The sequence below is a fragment of the Curtobacterium sp. P97 genome (genome assembly GCF_023712445.1).
Lineage (GTDB): Bacteria > Actinomycetota > Actinomycetes > Actinomycetales > Microbacteriaceae > Curtobacterium.
Window position 1 is genome coordinate 169,102 of record NZ_JAMAYF010000008.1, and the last position, 21,937, is coordinate 191,038.

The window sequence follows — 21,937 nt, forward strand, 5'->3', positions numbered from 1 at the left end:
GACGCCCTACTCGGGCAGGACCACGTCCTCGGGGCGGCCGGAGGCTGCCGAGCGACCAGCGGCCTCCATCAGCGCCAGGCTCCGCAGGTTGTCCCGGCCGCTCGTCTCGGGAGCCGGGCCGCCCTCGACGGACCGGGCGAAGGCCTGCAGCCCGCCCTGCCGGTCGGTGTGCTCGAGCGTCGGGAGGTCGACGGCCTCGGCCTCGGCGTCCTGGTCGGCCCGCAGCGTCACGCGGTCCCCGGCGATCTCGCTCGGCGATCCGTCGCGGCTCGTGAACCAGATCTCGCCGTCCTCGCCCTGGATGCTCCACTCCCCCGCCCACGCGGTCCGCGGAGCACGCGAGAGCCAGCTGCCGCGGTAGCTCACGACGAGACCGTCCTCGAGCTCGATGATCATCGACGTGACGGCCTCGTCCTGGTACTTGCTGTGGCTCGGGTACGACGCGCGGGCGTACACGCGGACGGCCTCGAGCCCGGTGATCATCCGGAGCAGGTCGAAGTGGTGGATCGCCATGTCGTTGATCATCGGGTGCGGGAACCGGTAGTGCGGGTAGGTCTCGACGGGCTGGTCGTTGTCCCACTGCCGGAAGTCGATGCTGATCGCGGACAGCTCGCCGAGCTCCTTCGCCGCGAGCAGCTCCTTGACCGCCCGGGGTGCCGGGTACCAGCGGTAGTTCTGGCTGACCTGCAGCACGAGCCCGAGCTCCTCGGCCCGACGGACCGCCGTGAGCGCCTCGTCGGTGGAGTTCGCGAACGGCTTCTCGACCAGGACGTGCTTGCCGGCCTCGAGGGCCTCGAGTGCGAGCGGCACGTGCGTGACGGCCGGTGCGGTGATGACGACGGCGTCGGCCTCGACCCCGGCGAGCGCCTCGGTGAGCGAGGCGAAGGCGGCGGATGCCGGCAGGTCGAGGTCCTCGCGCACGGCGTCCAGCGTCGCGGGGACCGGGTCGACGAGCCCGACCACCTCCACTTCGGTGACCTGCGGGATGGCGGTGCGGGCCCAGTTGCCGCCCCACCCTCCGAGACCGACGTGGATGATGCGGACCGTCATGCGTGCACTCCTTCGTGACCGGCGCGCCACGACTCCCGCGGCGCGTGCGTCCAGTCTGTCAGGCCGACGACGAGTGTCGTGCAGCCGCACCCACCGCCCGCGCAGCAGCCTGCGTCAGTGCGTCCAGGCGTAGCCGATGAGGGCCATCGTGACGATGAACCCCGCCAGGTAGTTGATCCAGAGGAACCGCTTCCATCCCGCGTTCGCCGCCTCGGCCCCGGCGTCGGTGATGTTCCACCACGGCAGGACGTTGAGCGCGTACGGCACGACGACGATCGCCGCGATCGGCCCCGGGAAGTCCGAGAACAGCAGCGCGACGCCGGCCACGAGGTACGCCACGAACGCCAGCCGGACCGTCGCCCGGGCGCCGATCACCGTCGCGACGGAGCCGATGCCGCCGGCCCGGTCGGCCAGCACGTCCTGCACGGCGCCGAACGCGTGCGAGGCCACGCCCCACAGGAAGAACGCGACGCAGACGGCGACGAGTGCCCCGGTCCAGTGCGGGCCGGCGAGCGCCAGCCCGTAGACCGCCGGTGAGACGAAGTGCGTCGACGACGTCAGCGAGTCGAGGAACGGCTTCTCCTTGAAGCGCAGCCCCGGTGCCGAGTACGCGATCACCGCGAAGACGCTGATCGCGAGCACGAGCCACGACCACGGCCCGTTGCCGCTCAGCGCGCCGAGCACCACGAGTGCGACGAGGAACGGGACGTTCGTGACGACGACCGCCCACAGCGTGGTGCGGTGGACGCTCTTGTCCAGCAGCGCGCCCTCGACCCCGCCCTTCCGGGGGTTCCGCAGGTCGGACTCGTAGTCGAAGACGTCGTTGATGCCGTACATGGCCAGGTTGTACGGCACGAGGAAGTACAGGACCCCGACGAGGAACGCGACGAGCGAGAAGCCGCCGCCACCGTCGACGCCGACCCCGCTGCCGAGCAGGTACGCGGCACCGAAGGGGTAGGCGGTGTTCACCCAGCTGATCGGTCGCGACGACACGAACAGGGCGCGCGCGGTCGACGGTCTGGAGGCACTGCTCACGGTCACGGGGTCTCCTCCGGTCGACGGGGTGGCTGGGTCGGCGTTCCGACCGTACCGGTCCCGCGTCCCGCCCCGCGGACGGTGGGGTGCGCGGACGACCGGGCCCGCGGCCGCTCGAGCAGGACCCAGCAGCTCGGCAGCAGCAGGGCGGCACCGAGCGAGTAGGCCAGGTCCTCGACCGGGAACAGCCCGACCCGGGCGCCGGAGACCAGCGCGTCGTCGTACGCGACGATGCCGAGCCCCACGATCACGTTGTTGAAGACGCCGGTCATCAGGAGCAGGACGACGCCGGCCGCCACGGCGCTGACGACACCGCCCACACCGACCCACCGGCGCCCCGCCCGGCCACGACCGGCCCGCCCACGACCGGCCTGTCCGCGACCGGCTCCGCGGCGACGGGCCGACACGACTCCGGCCGCCACGGCGACGAGGGCCGCGAAGGCCAGGAACGGCACCGCGAGCAGGGCGTACGTCGCCGTGCCGGTCACGAGCGTCGCTCCTCGTCGGGCCCGACCCGGGACCCGGCACGGTCGAGCCGCCGGGCCACGACCGGACGCAGGGCACCGAACAGGTCCATCGTCGTCCAGCAGAGCAGCACGAGGAAGAAGACCTCCTCGAGCGGGACCTCGGGCGCGAGCAGCACCCCGGTCAGCAGGTCGCCCTGCCCGATGAAGAAGATGCCGAGGTGCACGCCCGCGACGTCCCACACGAGGAAGAACACGAGCCCGATCACCATCACCGCCGCGGCACGCAGGGGGCTGCGCCAGAAGAACAGCCGGTACCGGGCGTCGAGCACCGCGATGCCGGCGATCGACACCACGAGTCCGGCGAGGTACGCCCCCGGCATCAGCCCGCGGTCCGGGCGGACCCGGCCGTCGACGACCCGGCGGGCCCCGACGACGGTGCCGGCAGTGGCGTCGGCAGCGGTTCGGTCGACGTGTCGCCGTGGATGCGCTTGAGCAGCACCTCGGCGCTGATCAGGCACATCGGCAGGCCGATGCCCGGGGTGGTCGAGGCGCCCGCGTAGTAGAGGCCGTCCACCTTGCGGGAGACGTTCGCCTCGCGGAAGAACGCGCTCTGCGCCAGCGTGTGCGCCGGCCCGAGCATCGAGCCGCTCCACGCGTTGTAGTCGTCGGCGAAGTCCTGCGGGCCGATCGTGCGGCGCACGCGGATGCGGTCGCGCAGGTCGGGCACGCCGGAGCGCTCCGCGATGACGTCGATCGCGCGGTCGGCGATGCGCTCGACCTCGGCGTCGCCGGCACCGTCGATGCCGCCCTTCCCGATGGACAGGTCGGCGGGCAGCGGCACCAGGACGAACAGGTTGCTCGAGCCCTCGGGCGCGACGGTGTCGTCGGTGAGCGAGGGCGCGCAGACGTAGATCGACGCCGGGTCCGGCACGTGTCGGTCCTTGCCGAAGATCGCGCCGAAGTTGGCCTCCCAGTCGGCGGTGAAGACCAGCGTGTGGTGCAGCAGCCCGGGCACGGGACCGTCGACGCCGAGGTAGACGAGGACGGCGCTCGGCCCCGGGTCGCGCTTCCGCCAGTGCGGCTCCGGGTACGTCCGGTGCTCCGCGTCGAGCAGGTGCAGCTCGGTGTGGTGCAGGTCGGCGGCGCTCACCACGAGGTCGGCGGGCACGGTGTGCTCCGCACCGGAGGCATCGCGGTGCACGACGCCCGTCACGTGCCCGTCCTCGACGACGATCCGCTCGACGGTCGCACCCGTGGTGATCTCGGCACCCTCGCGACGGGCGACGCGCTCGACCGCGGCGATGACCTCGGTGATGCCGCCCTTCGGGTAGAGCACCCCGTCGGCCAGGTCGAGGTGGCTCATGAGGTGGTACATGCTCGGCGCGGCGTACGGGCTGGTGCCGAGGAACACCGCCGGGTACCCGAGGACCTGCCAGAGCCGGCGGTCCCGCACGGCCTTCGCGGCGAACGACGACAGCGGCTGCAGCAGGAGCCGGGCGAGCTTCGGCAGACGACGGAGGACGTCCGGGGCGGCGAGCTTCGTCAGGTCCTGGAAGGTCGTGTAGAGGAAGCGACGGACGGCCATCGCGTAGGTGTCCTCGGCGGAGTCGAGGTACTTCCGCAGCCGCGCACCGGCACCGGGCTCGATCGACTCGAAGAGCGCGATGTTCGCCTCGCGGTCCGCGCGCAGGTCGATCGGTTCGTCGTCGCCCTCGCTGTAGACGCGGTAGCCCGGGTCGAGCTGCACGAGGTCCATCTCGGCGTCGGCGGTGGTGCCGAGCAGCCGGAAGAAGTGGTCGAACACCTCGGGCATGAGGTACCAGGACGGCCCGGTGTCGAACCGGAAGCCGTCCCGCTCCCACGACCCGGCGCGGCCGCCGAGCTGGTCGCGCTGCTCGAGCACGGTGACGGCGTAGCCGTCGCGGGCGAGCAGCGCGGCGGACGCGAGTCCGCTGATGCCGCCGCCGACGATCACCGCACGTCGGGCCGGCACCGCGCGCCGCGACGCGGGGGTGGACGGACGGGAGGCACGGGACGGGGTCATGCACGGCCTCCAGACCGGTGGTGGGCTGCGCGGGACGACAGCGGGGCGCGTCCGGCGAGCACGCGCGCGGCGAGCTGCGCCTTCACCGGGTTCGGCACGCGCACGCGCGTCGTCACCAGGCGGTGCGCCGGGCACGCGGCGATCCGGTCGTTGAGCTCCTGGAACAGCGCGTGCGCGAGACCGACGGCCTTGCGCGCGTCGACGGGGAGCAGCGGCACCGTCAGCGCGGCACGGTCGAGGTCGGCCTGCACGTCGGCGACCAGGCGGTCCTTGGTGGCCTCGTCGAACGTGCGGACGTCGACCCCCGGGAAGTACGAGCGGCCGAGCACCTCGAAGTCGGCGTGCAGGTCGCGCAGGAAGTTCACCTTCTGGAAGGCCGCCCCGAGCGCGCGGGCACCGTCGACGAGCACGGCGTCGTCGAAGGTCGGCCGACCGGCCCGGTACACGAACGCGCGGAGGCACATCAGCCCGACGACCTCGGCGGAGCCGTACACGTACCGGTCGAACGACTCCTGGTCGTGCTCGGTCCGCTCGAGGTCCATGCGCATCGACGCGAAGAACGGCTTCGTGAGCTCCGGCCCGAAGCCAGTCGTGCGGGCGGTGCGGGCGAAGGCGTGCACGACCGGGTTCACCGAGAAGCCCAGTGCCATCGCACGCTCGGTGTCGGCCTCGAGCTCGTCGAGCACGGTGCGCGCCAGGTCGTGGTCGAGTCCGGCCTCGGTCGCGGGACCGTCGACGACCTCGTCGGCCACGCGGACCAGGGCGTACACGTTGCGGATGTGCTCGCGGGTGTCCCGGGTGAGGAGCCGGCTCGCCAGGCCGAACGAGGTCGAGTAGCGCTCGATGACGACCCCGGAGGCAGCCTCGGCCGTCGCGTCGTACAGGGGCAGACGCGGTGGTGCGGTCTGGGTCACCGCACGCGCTCCAGCAGTTCGGACACCAGGTGCTCCAGTCGTTCGGCGAGCTCGTAGGGCAGGGCCGCGAGCTCGGCTCGGGCGAGGGCGGCGTGCTCGGCGATCCGGGACTCGGCCGCCGCCTTCGCGCCGCAGGTCTCCAGGGTCGCACGGAGCTCGGCCGCGCGTTCCTCGCCGAGGTCGGGGTCGCCGAGGTAGGGCGCGATGTCGTCCCAGCAGTCGGTGGTCGCGGCGTAGGCGATGAGCATGGTGCGCTTGCCCTCGCGCAGGTCGCCGAGCACGGACTTGCCGGTCACGGTCTCGTCGCCGTAGACCCCGAGCAGGTCGTCGACGATCTGGTAGGCGATGCCGATCTCGCGACCGAAGGCACCGAGGGCGGCCACGACGGACTCGTCCGCGCCGGCGAGCACGGCACCGGACTGCAGCGGCGCCTCGAACGAGTAGACGCTCGTCTTCGCCCGCTCCATGGCCAGGACCTCGTCGACGGAGGGCATGACGCCCAGCGCGAGGTCGACGTCGGTCATCTCGCCCGCCGCACTCGCGAAGACCGCGTCGTCGAGGATCTCGAGCAGCCGGGCACGACGGTCGTCGACGACACCGGACGCCTCGACGAAGCGTGCGGCGGCGACGAGGGCGAGGTCCCCCGCGATGACGGCGGCGCTCACCCCCCGGTGCTCGGCGGTGGGCAGCGCGAGACCACCGGTGGTGCCGGTGTCGCGGAAGGACCCGGCGACGTTCGGCTCCCCGCGGCGCGACCAGTCGCGGTCGATGACGTCGTCGTGCACGACGAGCGCGGTGTGCAGCAGCTCGTACGCGGCGGCGACGTTCGCGGCGGCGTGGGCATCCGTGCCGCCGAGCCCGGCGTACGCGGTGAGGACCATGCGGGGGCGGAAGCGCTTGCCGCCCATGCTCGCTCGACGGAGCACCCGCCAGAGTTCCTCGGACGGTCTGCCGAACCGACGCGCACGGGCCGACGACACCGCGAAGAAGCGTTCGATGCAGTCGTCGACCAGTGCGAGGTCGATCTGCGCCACGGTGGCCGCTTCCTCGCTCATTGGCCTAACCTATCGGGGCAGATGAACACTTTCCCGGAATCCGTCGTCCTGCTCGCCGAAGACCGCACTCCCATCGGCACCGCCGAGAAGTTCGCGGTGCACACCGAGGACACCCCGCTCCACCTCGCCTTCTCGTGCCACGTGCGGAACGCCGAGGGCAAGGTCCTCGTGACCCGTCGCGCCCTGTCGAAGAAGACCTGGCCGGGGGTGTGGACGAACACGTTCTGCGGGCACCCCGGACCGGACGAGGCGTTCGAGGACGCCGTCGCCCGCCGCGCCTCCCGCGAACTCGGCATCACCGTGCGCGACGTCGAGCTCGTGCTGCCCGACTTCCGGTACCGCGCGGTCGACGCCTCGGGCATCGTCGAGAACGAGGTCTGCCCGGTGTTCCGCGCCGTGACCGACGACGTCCCGGCCCCCGCGGACGACGAGGTCGCCGAGTACGCCTGGCTCTCCGAGGACGAACTGCGGGCATCGGTCGCCGCGGCACCGTTCGCCTGGAGCCCCTGGCTCGGGTGGCAGCTCACGGAGCTCGAGCAGCAGGGACTGCGCGTCACCCGCTGAGCGATCGCTCACTCGACGCACGTCCACCCTCCGGGTAACGTGGCCCGCTGGTCGCGCCCTGGCGACCGCGGACGACGAGAAGGGCAGGTGAGGCGCGATGTCGGGTGACCATCCTCGATCGGGCCGGACGACCGCCCCGGTCGTCACCGTGCCCGTTCGCTGACGCACGCTCCGCACCGGCTCGACCGGTGCCCGTGCTCGCCCTGCTCCGTCGCGGAGCATCGCGCCTGCCTGCTCCCGAGCACGAGGAGCACGACATGGCACGCATCGACGACGCCGTCTACGTCGCAGGACGTCGCATCGGCGGTCCAGCGACCCTGCCCCGGGCCACGGACACCGACCCGGTCACCACCACGGCGACGGCCGCGGACGGCATGCTCGCCTGGATCGGCCTGCTGCGCCCCGACGACGCCGAGCTCGAGGCCGTCGCCGCCGAGTTCGACCTGCACGAGAACGCCGTCGAGGACGCCCGCAAGGGACACCAGCGCGCCAAGCTCGAGCGGTACGGCGACACGCTCTTCCTGGTGCTCCGACCCGCCTGGCACCGCGCCGACACGAACGAGGTGGAGTTCGGCGAGGTGCACCTCTTCGTCGGTCGGCGGTTCGTGGTGACCGTGCGGCACGCCGAGGAGCCCGACCTCGCCGCCGTCCGCTGCCGGGTCGAGGCCGACCCGGAGTTCCTCGCCACGGGGTCCGAAGCCGTCACCGCCGCCGTGCTCGACGAGATCGTCGACGGCTACGCACCGGTCGTCGGGGTCATCCAGGACCAGGTCGACGCCATCGAGGACCAGCTGTTCGCGGGCCAGGTCGACCCCGGCGTCTCGAAGCGCATCTACCAGCTGCTCAGCGAGGTGCTCGGGTTCCAGCGCGCCACGGCCCCGGTGCCGGCGATGGTGCGCGGACTGCTCCGGGGCGCCGACAAGTACGGCGTCGACGACGAGGTGCAGCACCGCCTGCGCAACGTGCTCGACCACGCCCTCCGCGTGACGGAGCGGGTGGACTCGTTCCGGGCGCTGCTCGAGAACGCCCTCACGCTGCACTCGACCCTCGTGACGCAGGAGCAGAACGAGGCGATGCGGCGGATGACGAGCGCCTCCCTGGCGCAGGGCGAGGAGAGCCGGCAGCTCGCCCGGGCCGCGCACCGCCAGGGCGAGGAGGTCAAGAAGATCTCGTCCTGGGCGGCCATCCTCTTCGCCCCGGGGCTCATCGCCGGCGTCTACGGCATGAACTTCGACCACATGCCGGAGCTGCACTGGCGGTACGGGTACCCGGTCGCGATCGTGGCGATGCTCGCCCTGGCGGGGATCCTGTGGCTGGTGTTCCGGAAGCGCAACTGGCTCTGAGACGGGTACGGCTGGCGTGCAGCGCGGGGACGTGCATAATGATCTGGCTCGGAATGTGAACGTGCACATCGAGGTGCCACGGCCCCGAGCAGGAGAGAGCAACGATGGCGTCACCGCGGACACAGCAACCGCGCTCGCCCAGCATCCGTGACGTCGCGCGGGTCGCCGGCGTCTCGCACCAGACGGTGTCGCGCGTGCTCAACAACTCGGACGCCATCCGCGCCGAGACCAAGGACCGCGTGCTCGCCGCGATGGAGCAGCTGCAGTACCGGCCGAACCGCGCCGCGCGCGCCCTGGTCACCAGTCGGACGCACACCATCGGCGTGCTCACCGCGCAGCGCTCCCACTACGGACCGGCCGCGACGATGCAGGCGATCGAGGACGCCGCCGTCACGCGCGGCTACTCGGTGACGACCGCGAACATCGCGGCGGCCACCGACGAGGCGGTCCGGGACGGTCTCGGGCACCTGCTCGACCAGGACGTCGAGGGGATCATCGTCATCGCGCCGCAGCAGCGCGTGTTCGACCTCATCGAGGAGCTCGGGATGCGGACGCCCTACGTGGCGCTCCGCACGAGCGGCGGGGACGAGCGCTCGACGCTCTTCATCGACCAGATGGAGGGTGCCCGGCTGGCGACCGCGCACCTGCTCGACCTCGGCCACGAGTACGTCCGGCACATCGCCGGGCCGCAGGACTGGATCGAGGCCGAGGCCCGCATGCAGGGGTTCCTGCGCGAGATGTCCGACCGGGACATGCCCGTCGTGCCGCCGATCCTGGGCGACTGGACCGCGGACTTCGGGTACCACGCGGGCCGGGAGCTCCTGCGGTACCGGGACTGCACGGCGATCTTCTGCTCGAACGACGCGATGGCGCTCGGGGTCATGCACGCGGCGCGGTCGTACGGGCTCGACGTCCCGGGAGACCTGTCCGTGGTCGGTTACGACGACATCCCCGAAGCGAAGCACCTCTGGCCGCCGCTGACCACGGTGGAGGTCGACTTCCCCGAGCTCGGTCGGCGCTGCGTCGAACTGCTCCTGCCGTCCGAGGGGCACACGCTCCGCCCGGTCGACCTCGTGCCGCAGCTCGTGGTGCGCGGATCGACGGGCGCACCCCGGCGCCGCTGACGCGACCACGCGGGTCCGCGCCGCGCGGCCCGGACCGCGACCACGCGTCGGCCTGGAGGCCCGTCGCGGCCCCGCCCCGCGCCTCCCGTCCGCCCTGCGTGACGACCGACCACCCCACCTCGGGGGGCGTCAGGACGCGGATTCCGCCGGATCACGCGGGCCGTTACGAAAACGCGACCGAACCGAATTGACAGCCGCGACGGGGCTGTGCGTAAATTACCTCCGTTCCGCCGATGTGAACGGTCACATGACCGTCACACCGAGCAGGACACCGGACGCGACAACGAGGTCCACGCAGGCACTCCTGCGCCCCCGATGCCGCACCTCACCACCCGAAGGACTGCCGCACCGCAGCGGCAGAAGGAGATGCACCGTGGCGTCAACCCCACAGGGACCGGACCTGGCCACCAGATCCGTCACCAGCGCCGAGACCATCCTCGAGATGCGGTCGATCACCAAGGAGTTCCCTGGTGTCAAGGCGCTCTCGGACGTGTCGCTCAGCGTCCGCGCCGGCGAGATCCACGCGATCTGCGGCGAGAACGGCGCCGGCAAGTCCACCCTCATGAAGGTGCTGTCGGGCGTCTACCCGTACGGCACCTACAGCGGCGAGATCGTCTACGAGGGCGACGAGGTCCGCTTCAAGGACATCAAGCAGTCCGAGCAGGCCGGCATCGTCATCATCCACCAGGAGCTCGCGCTCATCCCCGAGCTGTCGATCACCGAGAACCTGTTCCTCGGCAACGAGCCCGGCCGCTTCGGTGTCATCGACTGGACCAGCGCCCAGCTCCGCGCCCAGGACCTGCTCGCCCGCGTCGGCCTCGACGAGGACCCGGACACGCAGATCAAGAACCTCGGTGTCGGCAAGCAGCAGCTCGTCGAGATCGCGAAGGCCCTGCACAAGGACGTCAAGCTCCTCATCCTCGACGAGCCGACCGCGGCCCTGAACGAGAACGACTCGCAGCACCTGCTCGACCTCATCGTCGGGCTGAAGTCCAAGGGCATCGCGAGCATCATCATCAGCCACAAGCTCAACGAGATCGAGCAGATCGCCGACGAGATCACGATCATCCGTGACGGCAAGGCGATCGAGACGCTCAACGTGAAGGGCGACGGCGTCAACGAGGACCGCATCATCCGCGGGATGGTCGGCCGCTCGCTCGAGAGCCGGTTCCCGGACCGCACGCCGAAGATCGGCGAGGTCTTCTTCGAGGTCAAGAACTGGACCGTCCAGCACCCGCAGGACGCCTCGCGCCTGGTCGCGAAGGGCTCGAACTTCCACGTCCGCCGCGGCGAGATCGTCGGCTTCGCGGGCCTGATGGGCGCCGGCCGCACCGAGCTCGCGATGAGCATCTTCGGCCGCTCGTACGGCAACTTCATCGACGGCCAGATCATCAAGGACGGCCGCGAGATCAAGATCGCGAACGTCCAGCAGGCGATCCAGAACGGCCTCGGCTACGTCTCCGAGGACCGCAAGGCCCTCGGTCTGAACCTGCTCGACACGGTGAAGCGCTCCACGGTCGCCGCCGATCTGCCGAAGATCTCGAAGGCCGGTGTCGTCGACTCCCTCGAGGAGTACGACGTCGCCGAGCGCTACCGCAAGATGCTCCGCACCAAGGTGCCGACCGTCGAGGAGAACGTCGGCAAGCTGTCCGGCGGGAACCAGCAGAAGGTCGTCCTGTCCAAGTGGATGTTCACCGACCCGGACCTGCTGATCCTCGACGAGCCCACCCGCGGCATCGACGTCGGCGCGAAGTTCGAGATCTACGGCATCATCCAGCAGCTCGCGGCACAGGGGAAGGGCATCATCCTCATCTCCTCCGAGCTCCCCGAACTCCTCGGCCTCTCCGACCGGATCTACACGATCTTCGAGGGCCAGATCACCGCCGACGTCCCCGCGGACCAGGCCGACCCCGAGACCCTCATGCGCAGCATGACCTCCGCGCGGAAGGGCGCACTGATCTCATGAAGAACCTGAAACTGCTGTTCGGCAAGGGCAACAGCATCGGCCAGTACGGCATGATCATCGCGCTCATCGCGATCCTGATCCTGTTCTCGATCCTGACGAACGGGCTCATCCTCGAGCCGACGAACATCATCAACGTGTTCCTGCAGTACTCCTACATCCTCATCCTGGCGCTGGGGATGGTCATGGTGATCATCGCGGGACACATCGACCTGTCGGTCGGGTCCGTCGCGGCGTTCACCGGCATCATCGTCGCCCAGTCGATGGCGCAGTGGAACTTCCCGGCGTGGGCCGCGATCATCCTCGGCCTCGCCGTGGGTGCAGCCGTCGGTGCCTGGCAGGGCTTCTGGGTGGCGTTCGTGAAGGTCCCGGCCTTCATCGTGACCCTGGCCGGCCAGCTCATCTTCCGCGGTGCGAACCAGATCATCGGCAACTCGACGTCGCAGCCGGTGCCGGACGACTACGCGAAGATCGGTTCGGGCTTCCTGCCCGACTTCGGCCCGGACTTCGGGTTCTCGAACGGCACGCTCATCCTCGGCATCGTCACCTGCCTCGTGCTCGTCTTCCTCGAGTTCCGCGGCCGTCAGCGTCGCAAGAAGATGCAGGCCGAGCTCGTCCCGCTCTGGGTCTCGATCGTCCGCACGGGCATCCTGGTCGCCGTCACCCTCGTCGCGACGTACCTGTTCGCCGCCGGCCCCGCCGGCACGTCGATCCCGATCGTCGCGATCATCCTCGGTGTCCTGACCATCGTCTACGGCTTCCTGACCAAGAACACGATCTTCGGCCGCCAGGTCTACGCGGTCGGTGGCAACGCGAACGCCGCCGTCCTGTCCGGCGTCAGCGCCCGCAAGGTCAACTTCTTCGTCATGATGAACATGTCCGTCCTGGCCGCCGTCGCCGGCATGGTCTTCGTCGGTTACTCGGGTGCCTCGGGCCCCGCGGACGGCACCGGCTGGGAGCTCGACGCGATCGCCGCCGTGTTCGTCGGTGGCGCAGCGGTCGCCGGTGGCATCGGCACGATCTCCGGATCGATCATCGGTGGTCTCGTCATGGCCCTGCTGTCCAACGGTCTGTCGCTGGTGGGCCTCGAGTCCAACCGCGTCCAGATCATCCGCGGTCTCGTCCTGCTCGTCGCCGTCGCCTTCGACGTCTACTCGAAGTCGCAGGGGCGTCCGTCCCTGATCGGCGGGATGTTGAAGCAGTTCCAACGCAAGGACACCGAACAGAACACGGTGGCCGCGCAGCAGCCGCGGACCATCGAGGACCAGCCCGAGAAGGTCAACGTCCAGTAACACGTGGCGGGCGGCCGCTCCGGTGGCCGCCCGCACGATCCCCGCACCACACAGCACCACTCCTCAACGAAGAGAAAGCAATCTCATGCGCAAGAAGCTCATCGCCGGCATCGGCCTGGCACTCGTCGCGGGTCTGGCCCTCAGCGGCTGCTCGGCCCGCGGCAACTCGGACGCCGGCTCGGACTCGTCGGGCGGCGCCTCGAACGTCCAGATCAAGAAGGGCGACCTGATCGGCGTCGCGCTCCCCGCCAAGACCTCGCAGAACTGGGTCCTCGCGGGTGCCGCGTTCGAGAAGTCGATCGAGGACGCCGGCTTCAAGGCCGACATCCAGTACGCCAACGCCGGCAACCCGGTCCCGGACCAGCAGGGCCAGATCCAGTCGATGGTCACCAAGGGCGCGAAGGCGATCATCATCGGTGCCGCCGACGGTTCGCAGCTCGGCACGCAGGTCGCCGCCGCCAAGAAGTCCGGCGCCGTCGTCATCGCCTGGGACCGCAACATCCTGAACACCGACGACGTCGACTACTACGTCGCGTTCAACAACTTCAAGGTCGGCCAGCTGCAGGGCCAGGCCCTGCTCGACGGCATGAAGGCCAAGAAGTCGAGCGGCCCGTACAACATCGAGCTCTTCTCCGGCTCGCCCGACGACGCCAACGCGAAGGTCTTCTTCAACGGCGCCATGGACGTGCTCCAGCCGAAGATCGACGACGGCACCCTCAAGGTCGTCTCGGGTCAGACCTCGTTCTCGAAGACGAACACCCAGGGCTGGCTCGCGCAGAACGCTCAGTCGCGCATGACCGACATCCTGACGAAGTCGTACACGAACACCGAGCTCGACGGCGTCCTGTCGCCGAACGACACCCTGGCCCGCGCGATCCTGACCGCCACCAAGGCTGCTGGTAAGCCGAACCCGGTCGTCACCGGTCAGGACTCCGAGACCGCCTCGATCCCGCTGATCATGCAGGGCGAGCAGTACTCGACCATCTACAAGAACACCACCGAAGAGGCGCAGGCCGCGATCGACCTGGTCTCCGACCTGGCCGACGGCAAGACCCCGAAGACCACCGAGGACAAGAACAACGACAACGGCAAGAAGGTCGTGCCGGCCGTCGAGCTGACCCCGGTCCTGGTCACCAAGGAGAACGCGGTCGAGGCCTACAAGGGCAACGACACCCTCGAGGAGCTCGCCAAGAAGGGCTGATCCCCTCCACGGCAGCACCACAGCACCACAGCACGAGGAAGGCCCCGTCTCGCTCCGGCGAGACGGGGCCTTCCCGCGTCCCGGGACACCGGCGTCGAGACGCCGGTGTCCCGGCCAGGCGCCGCCACGCCCGCGAGACGCCTCCGGTTCCGGGGGCGTCTCGGTGGCCGCGGTGCGTCTCGCGCAGACGCCCCCGTCTCGCGGGACGGACGGAGCGCCGGACGGGAGGCACGGGACGCGGCCGCCACGGGCCTCCCGTCCGTCAGCCGGCCGGGTCGGAGGGCTCGCCGGCCGGGTCGGAGGGCTCGCCGTCCGGGTGCGCCGGATCGCCCGGAAGGACGTGGGTCGCACCCGTCGCGCGCAACCGCTCGGCCGCCTCCCGCAGCCGTGGCACGTCGACGCGTGCCGTCCACAGCAGCACCGACGAGGTCACCCCCCGGCGTCGGCCGGTCAACCGGTCCCCCACGCCGGCGAGACGCGCCCACGGGATCTCGGGCTCGGTCGCCGTGAGGACACCGGGCAGGGCCGCGACCACCGTGCCGATCTCGACCAACCGCATCCGGACCGCGTCGAGCACGACGTCCGACGGAGCGGCGTCCGCGACGTAGCGCTCGATCGCCTCGCACGCGCGCACGACCGCGTCGAGCCGTTCGTCCACCTCCGGTCCCGTGGCACCCGTCACAGCGGGACCGCTGCACGGTGCAGGTCCGACCCGGCGCACAGGGCGTCGAGCACCTCGACGTCGACACCGAGCAGCCGCTCCGCCTCGTCCTGGATCCGCATGAGGGTGAAGATGCCGGCACCGGGCTCGAGGTCCACGAGCAGCCCGACGGACTCGGCTCGCCGCCGGGAGCCGGTGGTGCACAGGACGCGGGGTGCGGCACCGCCGTTGCGCTCCACCGCCGCGACCAGGGCGTCGCGCGCGGCCGCGATGCGATCGACCAGGGGAGGCGGAGCGTCCACCGGGAGCAGGTCGACCGATGCCTCGAACCCCGCAGCACGGACGAGCCGCTGCAGTGCCGCGAGCGACGGTTCCCGCCGACCGTTCTCGTACGTGCTGATCACACTCTGCGTGACCCCGGCGCGAGCGGCGAGCTGCACCTGGGTCAGTCCGGCGCGCAGTCGGGCGTCGCGGATGATCTCGGACGCCACCACCGGCTGCGGCGCACGGGTCGGTGCTTCGGCCATGCAGCAACGATACACAGAGTGCGACATTTCGCCGTGCAGTAGTACATCACCGGTCCCGCGGCGGCCTCCGGGCGGGCGTGATCGGCCCCGCCCGCGGTCAGTCGCGCTGCGAGACGTCCGCGCGGTGGAAGTTCAGCGCCGAGCGCGACGGGGTCGGACCACGCTGGCCCTGGTAGCGCGACTGGTACTCGGCAGAGCCGTACGGCTTCTCCGCCGGGCTCGAGAGCTGGAAGAAGCAGAGCTGCCCGATCTTCATGCCCGGCCAGAGCTTGATCGGCAGCGTCGCGACGTTCGACAGCTCGAGCGTGACGTGGCCCGAGAAGCCCGGGTCGATGAAGCCCGCCGTCGAGTGCGTCAGGAGGCCGAGGCGACCGAGCGAGCTCTTGCCCTCGAGGCGTGCCGCGATGTCGTCCGGCAGCGTCACGACCTCGAACGTCGAACCGAGGACGAACTCCCCCGGGTGCAGCACGAACGCCTCGTCCGGGTCGGTCTCGACGAGACGGGTGAGCTCGGGCTGGTCCTCTGCCGGGTCGATGTGCGGGTACTTGTGGTTGTCGAACAGCCGGAAGTACTTGTCGAGGCGGACGTCGATGCTCGACGGCTGCACGAGCGAGGAGTCGTACGGGTCGAGGCCGATCCGCCCCTCGGCGAGCTGGGCGGTGATGTCGCGGTCGGAGAGCAGCACGCAGCAACCCTAGCGGCAGGGTCCGGCCACCGGTATGCTGCGAGGCTGCCCTGCCGGGCGGCGGACGACGGCCGTCCGACCGGCCGACCACAGGGGGCAACGATGGCCGACCACACCGACACGGTCGACGGGCAGCTCGTCGTCGAGGAACTCGTCGTGCCGGCGACGATGGACGACGATCCGGAGCTGGTGCGGGCGTTCTCGGACTGGCTCGCGGTGTCCGATGCCGCCGAGGTCGCGGTGCACGGGCTGCCCGAACTGCCGTGGACCCCGGCCGAGTACCTGCCGATGTGCCACGAGCCGGGATCGCCGAGCCGCCTGTTCGTCGTGCGCGACGACACCGGCGACGTCGTGGCCGCGGGCTCGTACGACTCGAAGACCGAGCCGGGCACGACGAACTGCTGGCTGTCGGTGGGTGTCCGCCCCGACCGACAACGCCGGGGGTTCGGCACGCTGCTCGCCGACCACCTCGAGCAGCTCGCCCGGACCGAGGGCCGCACGCAGTGGAAGACGTACGCGGTCTCGCGGCAGGTCGGTCCCGGCGACGGGCCCGGGTACCGCCAGGCCCCGACGGGCTCCGGCGCCGTCCCCGAGGACGAGGCGGCGGTGCGCTTCCTGACCGGACGCGGCTGGCGCTTCGGGCAGGTGAACCGCATCAGTCGGCTCGGGCTCCCCGCCGACGTCTCCGTCGTCCGGGAGCTGCACGACCGCGCCGCGACGGCGGCCGGTCCCGGCTACCGAGTGCACACGTGGACCGGCGCCACCCCCGAGCGGTGGCTCGACGACCTCGCGTTGCTGCACACCCGGATGAGCACCGACGCGCCGGAGGGCGACATGCAGGAGCCCGAGGACGTCTGGACCGCCGACCGCGTCCGGGAGTCCGAAGAGCAGCTCGCGAGCGGGCCGCACACCATGCTGACCGTCGCCGTCGAACACGTCGAGAGCACCACCCTGGCCGGTTTCAGTCAGCTCAAGGTGCCGGACGATCCCAATCGGGCCGTGATGCAGTGGGACACGCTCGTGCTCCGCGAGCACCGCGGGCACCGACTCGGACGGCTCCTCAAGGTGGTCGGGATCGAGACCGTCGAGCGGGACTTCCCGGGCCGGCCGTCGATCGTCACCTCCAACGCCGAGGAGAACCGGCCGATGCTCGACGTCAACGAGGCGGTCGGGTTCGTCGGGGTCGGCAGCGAGGGCATCTGGGAGCACCGCGACTGACGGCCCATCGAACGTCGGGAGTCGGGAGCGGGACGGTCCCGGACTGGGACCGGGGTGTCAGGCGGGCGACCTACCATTGGACGGTCATGACCGTCACGTCAGCCGCCACGCAGCCCGGGGACACGGCACCCGACCCCGCCCCCACCACCGCGCGATCCACCACCGTCGCGACGGTCCTGGTCATCGCGATCCCCCTCGCCGTGGCGTGCGCCGTGCTCGGCATGACCGTGACCGGCGCCTTCACCGCGTCGCAGCAGCTCGTCTCCGCCGGTGACCTGGTCGAGTACGGCCTGCCGGTCGCCCGCGTGGTGCACGACACGACCGCCGCGCTGGCCATCGGCCTGCTCATCGTCGCCGCGTTCGCGCTGCCCGCGAAGAAGACGGACCACGGTGCGATGTCGAGCGTGCAGCACCGAGCCGCCCGGTGGGGTGCCGCAGCCGGTGCCGTGTGGTTCCTGGCGGCCGTCGTCGGCATCGTGCTGACCGGCGCCAACACCCTGGGCGTCCCGCTCACCAGCCCGGTGTTCGCCCGCAACTTCCTGCTCTTCGCGTTCCAGGTCGAGATCGGCCAGTCACTCGTCGTCTCCGCCGCGGCGATCCTCGTCGCGACGCTCGTCGCCGTGTTCGCCACCCGGGTCACCACGCTCGCGGTCGCCACCGTCGCCGCGCTCTTCGCGCTGCTGCCCCTCGCACTCTCCGGGCACGCCGCGGGCGCCCTCGAGCACGCGAACGCGGTGAACTCGCTCGCCGTGCACCTGGTCGCCGTGTGCGTCTGGGCGGGCGGGCTCGTCGCCGTGCTGCTGCTCCGCACGCGGACGAAGGGCGCCACCGGCCGGGTCGTCGCCCGCTACTCGACGCTCGCGGGCTGGGCCTTCGCCGCGGTGGCCTTCTCGGGCATCGTCAACGCCTCGCTCCGCCTGACCGGCCCCGCCGACCTCGTCACGACGACCTACGGCTGGCTCATCACGGTCAAGGCCGTCATCCTCGTGCTGCTCGGGCTCGCCGGGGTCGCTCAACGCCGGAAGCTCGTGCCGGGTCTTCTCCGTGCGCCGCTCGACCGGAAGCTCTTCGTGCGGTTCGCCCTGGCCGAGGTCGTCTTCATGGCCGTCGCGATCGGCGTCTCGGTCGCCGTGTCCCGCTCGCAGCCGCCGATCCCGCAGACGCCGGAGACCGGGCAGGACACCCGCTCCGGCCTGCTCGGGTACACGTACCCGCCGGCGCAGACCGTGCAGACCTACCTGACGCAGTGGCACATCGACTGGGTGTACCTGGCGATCGCCGTCGTCGGTGCCGGCTGGTACCTCCTGTCGGTGCGGAAGCTCAAGCAGCGCGGCGACTCGTGGCCGGTCGGCCGGACCATCGCGTGGTTGCTCGGCTGCGCGCTGTTCATCTGGACCACCTCGGCCGGGCCGGCGGTCTACGGCATGGTGCACTTCTCGTCGCACATGCTCCAGCACATGCTGCTCATGATGTTCGTGCCGCTGCCGCTCGTGCTCGGCGGGCCGGTGCTCCTGGCGCTGCGGACCCTGCCGGTGCGGAACGACGGGTCGCGCGGCGCTCGCGAGTGGCTCATGCTCTTCACGCACTCGCGGTGGATGCAGTTCCTCGCGCAGCCCGCCGTCGCCGGTGTCATCTTCGCCGGGTCGCTCGTGGTGTTCTACTTCACCCCCGCGTTCCAGTACGCGATGCAGTCGCACGAGTGGCACGTCGTGATGGTCGTGCACTTCGTCTTCAGCGGGTACCTGTTCTTCTGGGTCTTCGTCGGCGTCGACCCGGGTCCGAAGCGCCCGCAGTACCCGATCCTCATCATCGCGCTGCTGGCGACCCTGGCCTTCCACGCCTTCTTCGGCGTCGCGGTGATGACCTCGCAGTCCGTCTTCGCGGCCGACTGGTTCCACGCCCTCGGCCAGACCGACGACCGGGCACTGCTCGCCGACCAGCACACGGGCGGTGGCATCGCCTGGGGCGCGTCCGAGCTGCCGATGGTGTTCGTCGCGCTGCTCGTGGTGCGCAACTGGGTGCGGACGGACAAGCGGGACGCCAAGCGCCTCGACCGCAAGGCCGAGCGCGACGGCGACGCGGACCTCAAGGCGTACAACGAGCGGCTCGCCGCCATGAGCAAGCGCGACTGACACCGATCCCCCCGGCACCGGGCGGGGTCCGGTCCCTGCGTCCGGTCAGTCGCCGTGGACGATGCAGACGGCGTCGAGCTCCATCGACGCCTCGAGCGCAGCGGTCACACCCGGCTCGCCCTCCGGGCCGAACGGCGTCACCGTGTCCACCCACCACAGCGGCGCGGACAGCGTCGGGGCGTCCGGCAGGATCCGCGCGACCTCGTCGATCGAGTCGACCCGTCGGACACCGAGCACCGTGATCACCGGGTGCGTCGCGTCGCGGCTGACCTGCAGCACCGGACCGTCGTCGAGTGCACGGACGCCCCACGACTCGTCGTGCAGCAGCAGCGCCTCGGCGACGTCGCGGGTCTCCACCGGTCCACGGCAGAGGAGTGTCACGTCACGCGGCACCCTGACCGCCCGTGCTCCGTCCGGAGGTGGCGTGCGACCCACGGTCGTGGCCGTCCAGCGCGCCCTCGTCGTGTGCGGGGTCGAGCGGAGCACCACCGACGAGCTGCAGGAAGCGGTCCTCGTCGATGCGGTCGAGGAACGACTCGAGTGCCTCCCACCCGTCGTCGAAGCGCACGACCAGCCCACCGCCGCCGAAGCCCGAGGTCGACGTGCGCGGTGGCGGCCACTCGCCGGCACGGTCGAGGAACTCCGCCGCCTCCGGGCCGACGACGACGGCCAGCGGGGTCGGTTCCTCGTGCGCCACGGCGCGGACCAGGTGGTCGGCGTCCCCGCGGCGCTGCATCACGACACCGAACACCGGCTCGACCTGGTCGGCGACGCGGTGCACCGCGTCCAGGAGCCGCGACGCGAGGGCCGGGTCGGCACCGTGCTCGGGGATCGTCAGCACCGCGGACATCGTCTCGACGACCGCACCGTCGAGCAGGTGCGCGGTCATGGTCGCCGAGAACCCCTCGCCGTGCGCGTACGAGGTCGAGACCTCCGGGGCCTCGTGCTTGGCGTACTGCGTGACGACCCAGCGGTCCCACGGCACCGTGAGCGGCTCACTGGTGCCCCAGTGCGTGGGACAGGTGCCGACGGTCTCGCACAGGGCCTCGATCGCGGTCCCCATGTCGACCGACCGACCGGCGTGGTGGCGCAGGGTCAGGTCGATGCTGATCTGGCGGACCGAGTCCTGCGACGCGAGGTGTCCCGGCGTCGGCGGACCGACGAGTTCCGGCCCGCGGCGGACGAAGTCCTCGATGCCCGCGGCGGCGACGCCGGTGCGGCCGTCCCGCATGCTGCCGTCGGGACCGTCCACGGCCCATGCTGCCTGGTGCACGCCCAGCGCGTGCCGCAGGGCGGGGGTGACGGATGCCTCCTGGCCGGTGCGGAGCACGACCGTGCGGCCGGACTCGGACGCACGACGGAGCAGCGAGGCGAGCGACTCCGTCAACCACACGACCGGCGATGCGGAGCGGACCACGATGGCGGGGCCGACCACGTCGTCGATGAGGGGATGCCTGACCATCCGGGTCCTCCTCCGGTAGGGCGTCGGAACCCCCTGGACGGTACACACGCCGACGACACGTGTCCGTCGGCCAGGGGACCTCACAGGGGAGACACGGCGACCGGGCCGGACCGACCGGGAGGCCCGGCCCACCGCCGCCACGGACCGTGCGGCGCGCGTTCGGCTGGCGTCCAGCGGAGAATCCGCTAGGCTTGCTGCGTCCCGTCCGGCGGGATGCGCGAGTGTAGTTCAATGGTAGAACTCCAGCTTCCCAAGCTGGTAGCGCGGGTTCGATTCCCGTCACTCGCTCCACTGCTCCTCCTGATGCCCGTCGTCAGCCTCGCTACGCTGCGTGCATGACGTCCTGGTGGGATCGCACCGATCCGTCGGACGACCCGCGACTGTCGAACCGCATGCCGGACGGGATCGTCGCGTGCTGGTGGAACGTCGTCGGCGGCGCTGCGCTCGTGGTCGGGTTCCCCATGATCGTCCTCACGAGCGGCTCCGACGCCGCCCACGTCGTGTTCGCGCTCTCCGGGTTCGTGATCGCCGTCGTCATGGAGGCGTTCTTCCTCCGGAAGCTCCTGCAACGGCTCGCCGGCCGTCGAGGGCTCCGCGCCGAGTACGCCGAGGAGCAGCGACGCGCGCGGGAGGACACCGACGAGCAGGGCTGACGCCTCGGTGAGGTACACGCGGCTCCGAACCCGCCCGGGCAGCGCCTGGTAGACCTCGTTGGACGAACGCGTCAACGGTCGATGCACCGTGTGGGCTCCCGACGGAGCCGGCGGCCCTCGTGCTCCAGTCCCGAGCGGCTCACCCCACCTCCGGCGTCCCGGACCCACACATCACGCACGTCCGCACAACGAAAGGACCACCCATGAGCTTCCTCGGCTTCATCCTCCTCGGCCTCATCGCCGGCGCCATCGCCAAGCTGATCCTCCCCGGTCGGCAGGGCGGCGGCTGGCTCGCCACGCTCGTCCTCGGCGTCATCGGCGCCCTCATCGGCGGCTGGATCGGCGGCGCGGTCTTCAACGTCGGCTACGACGGCTTCTTCAGCATCCAGTCCTGGATCATCGCGATCCTCGGCGCGCTCGTCGTGCTGGTGATCTGGGGCCTCATCACGGGCCGCCGCGGGAGCCGCGCGTAGTCCACGAGCTCCACGACGACGGGAGGCGGGGGGGCCGACCGCACCCCCCCCCCCCGCGGTGACCCCCAAACCAC

The 21,937-nt window shown here is 71.0% G+C and carries 22 protein-coding genes and 1 tRNA gene; 11 read left to right on the forward strand and 12 right to left on the reverse strand.

Annotated elements, in window-relative coordinates; genetic code table 11:
• Positions 1-6: 6 nt before the first annotated feature.
• The 7 genes from M3677_RS10650 to M3677_RS10680 form a co-directional block, all read right to left on the reverse strand.
• Positions 7-1,050, reverse strand: a complete 1,044-nt coding sequence (locus tag M3677_RS10650; RefSeq protein ID WP_251154163.1) for a Gfo/Idh/MocA family protein — start codon at positions 1,048-1,050, stop codon at positions 7-9.
• A gap of 114 nt (positions 1,051-1,164) precedes the next feature.
• Positions 1,165-2,091, reverse strand: coding sequence for a prenyltransferase (locus tag M3677_RS10655; protein ID WP_209684178.1), 927 nt, complete (start codon positions 2,089-2,091; stop codon positions 1,165-1,167).
• Positions 2,088-2,573, reverse strand: a complete 486-nt coding sequence (locus M3677_RS10660) for a lycopene cyclase domain-containing protein (RefSeq protein WP_209684180.1) — start codon at positions 2,571-2,573, stop codon at positions 2,088-2,090. Before M3677_RS10660 ends, M3677_RS10655 begins: the two co-directional genes overlap by 4 nt.
• Positions 2,570-2,932 (reverse strand): lycopene cyclase domain-containing protein, encoded by a 363-nt coding sequence (locus tag M3677_RS10665; RefSeq protein ID WP_209684182.1) that lies wholly within the window; start codon positions 2,930-2,932, stop codon positions 2,570-2,572. Before M3677_RS10665 ends, M3677_RS10660 begins: the two co-directional genes overlap by 4 nt.
• Positions 2,932-4,596 (reverse strand): phytoene desaturase family protein, encoded by a 1,665-nt coding sequence (gene crtI, locus M3677_RS10670; RefSeq protein WP_209684184.1) that lies wholly within the window; start codon positions 4,594-4,596, stop codon positions 2,932-2,934. Before crtI ends, M3677_RS10665 begins: the two co-directional genes overlap by 1 nt.
• The gene (locus M3677_RS10675) at positions 4,593-5,510 is read right to left on the reverse strand and encodes a phytoene/squalene synthase family protein (RefSeq protein ID WP_066651869.1); all 918 of its coding nucleotides are present in this window, start codon (positions 5,508-5,510) and stop codon (positions 4,593-4,595) included. The genes crtI and M3677_RS10675 overlap by 4 nt, the downstream gene beginning before the upstream one ends.
• Positions 5,507-6,565: a polyprenyl synthetase family protein gene (locus tag M3677_RS10680; protein ID WP_066651867.1), complete on the reverse strand. Its 1,059-nt coding sequence runs from the start codon at positions 6,563-6,565 to the stop codon at positions 5,507-5,509. The genes M3677_RS10675 and M3677_RS10680 overlap by 4 nt, the downstream gene beginning before the upstream one ends.
• Positions 6,566-6,586: 21 nt before the next feature.
• Between M3677_RS10680 and idi the strand changes: the two genes are divergently transcribed.
• The 6 genes from idi (at position 6,587) to M3677_RS10710 (ending at position 14,052) form a co-directional block, all read left to right on the forward strand.
• Positions 6,587-7,129: an isopentenyl-diphosphate Delta-isomerase gene (gene idi, locus M3677_RS10685; protein ID WP_066651866.1), complete on the forward strand. Its 543-nt coding sequence runs from the start codon at positions 6,587-6,589 to the stop codon at positions 7,127-7,129.
• A 257-nt stretch (positions 7,130-7,386) separates the two neighbouring features.
• Complete coding sequence (locus M3677_RS10690) at positions 7,387-8,472, forward strand: magnesium and cobalt transport protein CorA (RefSeq protein ID WP_251160516.1); 1,086 nt, start codon at positions 7,387-7,389, stop codon at positions 8,470-8,472.
• Positions 8,473-8,576: 104 nt separating this feature from the next.
• The gene (locus tag M3677_RS10695; protein ID WP_066651865.1) at positions 8,577-9,596 is read left to right on the forward strand and encodes a LacI family DNA-binding transcriptional regulator; all 1,020 of its coding nucleotides are present in this window, start codon (positions 8,577-8,579) and stop codon (positions 9,594-9,596) included.
• Positions 9,597-10,038: 442 nt separating this feature from the next.
• The gene (gene mmsA, locus M3677_RS10700) at positions 10,039-11,562 is read left to right on the forward strand and encodes a multiple monosaccharide ABC transporter ATP-binding protein (RefSeq protein WP_209676583.1); all 1,524 of its coding nucleotides are present in this window, start codon (positions 10,039-10,041) and stop codon (positions 11,560-11,562) included.
• Positions 11,559-12,851 carry a multiple monosaccharide ABC transporter permease gene (mmsB, locus tag M3677_RS10705; protein WP_209684191.1) on the forward strand — a complete coding sequence of 431 codons (1,293 nt, stop codon included), beginning with the start codon at positions 11,559-11,561 and terminating at the stop codon, positions 12,849-12,851. Before mmsA ends, mmsB begins: the two co-directional genes overlap by 4 nt.
• Positions 12,852-12,936: 85 nt before the next feature.
• Complete coding sequence (locus M3677_RS10710; protein ID WP_066651861.1) at positions 12,937-14,052, forward strand: sugar-binding protein; 1,116 nt, start codon at positions 12,937-12,939, stop codon at positions 14,050-14,052.
• Positions 14,053-14,314: 262 nt separating this feature from the next.
• On the opposite strand, the gene M3677_RS10715 is transcribed toward M3677_RS10710, so the two are convergent.
• From M3677_RS10715 to dcd, 3 genes are all read right to left on the reverse strand, one after another.
• Complete coding sequence (locus M3677_RS10715) at positions 14,315-14,710, reverse strand: DUF86 domain-containing protein (protein WP_251160517.1); 396 nt, start codon at positions 14,708-14,710, stop codon at positions 14,315-14,317.
• A 20-nt stretch (positions 14,711-14,730) separates the two neighbouring features.
• Complete coding sequence (locus M3677_RS10720) at positions 14,731-15,240, reverse strand: XRE family transcriptional regulator (protein WP_066651859.1); 510 nt, start codon at positions 15,238-15,240, stop codon at positions 14,731-14,733.
• A 97-nt stretch (positions 15,241-15,337) separates the two neighbouring features.
• Positions 15,338-15,925, reverse strand: coding sequence for a dCTP deaminase (gene dcd / locus M3677_RS10725; RefSeq protein ID WP_209684193.1), 588 nt, complete (start codon positions 15,923-15,925; stop codon positions 15,338-15,340).
• A 102-nt stretch (positions 15,926-16,027) separates the two neighbouring features.
• On the opposite strand from dcd, the gene M3677_RS10730 reads away from it, so the two are divergent.
• Both M3677_RS10730 and M3677_RS10735 read left to right on the forward strand, forming a co-directional pair.
• Positions 16,028-17,143, forward strand: a complete 1,116-nt coding sequence (locus tag M3677_RS10730) for a GNAT family N-acetyltransferase (protein WP_209684194.1) — start codon at positions 16,028-16,030, stop codon at positions 17,141-17,143.
• An 86-nt stretch (positions 17,144-17,229) separates the two neighbouring features.
• Positions 17,230-19,275, forward strand: coding sequence for a cytochrome c oxidase assembly protein (locus M3677_RS10735; protein WP_251160518.1), 2,046 nt, complete (start codon positions 17,230-17,232; stop codon positions 19,273-19,275).
• Between the two features lie 45 nt (positions 19,276-19,320).
• Here M3677_RS10735 and M3677_RS10740 read toward each other — a convergent pair whose 3' ends face one another.
• Both M3677_RS10740 and M3677_RS10745 read right to left on the reverse strand, forming a co-directional pair.
• Entirely contained in the window at positions 19,321-19,632 is a 312-nt protein-coding gene (locus tag M3677_RS10740; RefSeq protein ID WP_251160519.1) for a hypothetical protein, read from the reverse strand.
• A gap of 25 nt (positions 19,633-19,657) precedes the next feature.
• On the reverse strand, positions 19,658-20,737 hold the full coding sequence (locus M3677_RS10745; protein WP_251160520.1) for a DUF6177 family protein: 1,080 nt from the start codon (positions 20,735-20,737) through the stop codon (positions 19,658-19,660).
• Positions 20,738-20,954: 217 nt separating this feature from the next.
• Between M3677_RS10745 and M3677_RS10750 the strand changes: the two genes are divergently transcribed.
• From M3677_RS10750 to M3677_RS10760, 3 genes are all read left to right on the forward strand, one after another.
• Positions 20,955-21,028 (forward strand) — tRNA-Gly (locus tag M3677_RS10750).
• Between the two features lie 44 nt (positions 21,029-21,072).
• On the forward strand, positions 21,073-21,390 hold the full coding sequence (locus M3677_RS10755; RefSeq protein ID WP_251160521.1) for a hypothetical protein: 318 nt from the start codon (positions 21,073-21,075) through the stop codon (positions 21,388-21,390).
• Positions 21,391-21,593: 203 nt separating this feature from the next.
• Entirely contained in the window at positions 21,594-21,863 is a 270-nt protein-coding gene (locus tag M3677_RS10760) for a GlsB/YeaQ/YmgE family stress response membrane protein (RefSeq protein WP_066651839.1), read from the forward strand.
• Positions 21,864-21,937: the final 74 nt, after the last annotated feature.

Bases quoted from the DNA above. Each gene is read 5' to 3' on its own strand.
- M3677_RS10650 (WP_251154163.1), bottom strand. From the start codon at position 1,050: ATGACGGTCCGCATCATCCACGTCGGTCTCGGAGGGTGGGGCGGCAAC.
- M3677_RS10665 (WP_209684182.1), bottom strand. From the start codon at position 2,932: ATGCCGGGGGCGTACCTCGCCGGACTCGTGGTGTCGATCGCCGGCATC.
- crtI (WP_209684184.1), bottom strand. From the start codon at position 4,596: ATGACCCCGTCCCGTGCCTCCCGTCCGTCCACCCCCGCGTCGCGGCGC.
- M3677_RS10680 (WP_066651867.1), bottom strand. From the start codon at position 6,565: ATGAGCGAGGAAGCGGCCACCGTGGCGCAGATCGACCTCGCACTGGTC.
- idi (WP_066651866.1), top strand. From the start codon at position 6,587: ATGAACACTTTCCCGGAATCCGTCGTCCTGCTCGCCGAAGACCGCACT.
- M3677_RS10690 (WP_251160516.1), top strand. From the start codon at position 7,387: ATGGCACGCATCGACGACGCCGTCTACGTCGCAGGACGTCGCATCGGC.
- M3677_RS10695 (WP_066651865.1), top strand. From the start codon at position 8,577: ATGGCGTCACCGCGGACACAGCAACCGCGCTCGCCCAGCATCCGTGAC.
- mmsA (WP_209676583.1), top strand. From the start codon at position 10,039: ATGCGGTCGATCACCAAGGAGTTCCCTGGTGTCAAGGCGCTCTCGGAC.
- mmsB (WP_209684191.1), top strand. From the start codon at position 11,559: ATGAAGAACCTGAAACTGCTGTTCGGCAAGGGCAACAGCATCGGCCAG.
- M3677_RS10710 (WP_066651861.1), top strand. From the start codon at position 12,937: ATGCGCAAGAAGCTCATCGCCGGCATCGGCCTGGCACTCGTCGCGGGT.
- M3677_RS10720 (WP_066651859.1), bottom strand. From the start codon at position 15,240: ATGGCCGAAGCACCGACCCGTGCGCCGCAGCCGGTGGTGGCGTCCGAG.
- M3677_RS10730 (WP_209684194.1), top strand. From the start codon at position 16,028: ATGGCCGACCACACCGACACGGTCGACGGGCAGCTCGTCGTCGAGGAA.
- M3677_RS10735 (WP_251160518.1), top strand. From the start codon at position 17,230: ATGACCGTCACGTCAGCCGCCACGCAGCCCGGGGACACGGCACCCGAC.
- M3677_RS10745 (WP_251160520.1), bottom strand. From the start codon at position 20,737: ATGGTCAGGCATCCCCTCATCGACGACGTGGTCGGCCCCGCCATCGTG.
- M3677_RS10755 (WP_251160521.1), top strand. From the start codon at position 21,073: ATGACGTCCTGGTGGGATCGCACCGATCCGTCGGACGACCCGCGACTG.
- M3677_RS10760 (WP_066651839.1), top strand. From the start codon at position 21,594: ATGAGCTTCCTCGGCTTCATCCTCCTCGGCCTCATCGCCGGCGCCATC.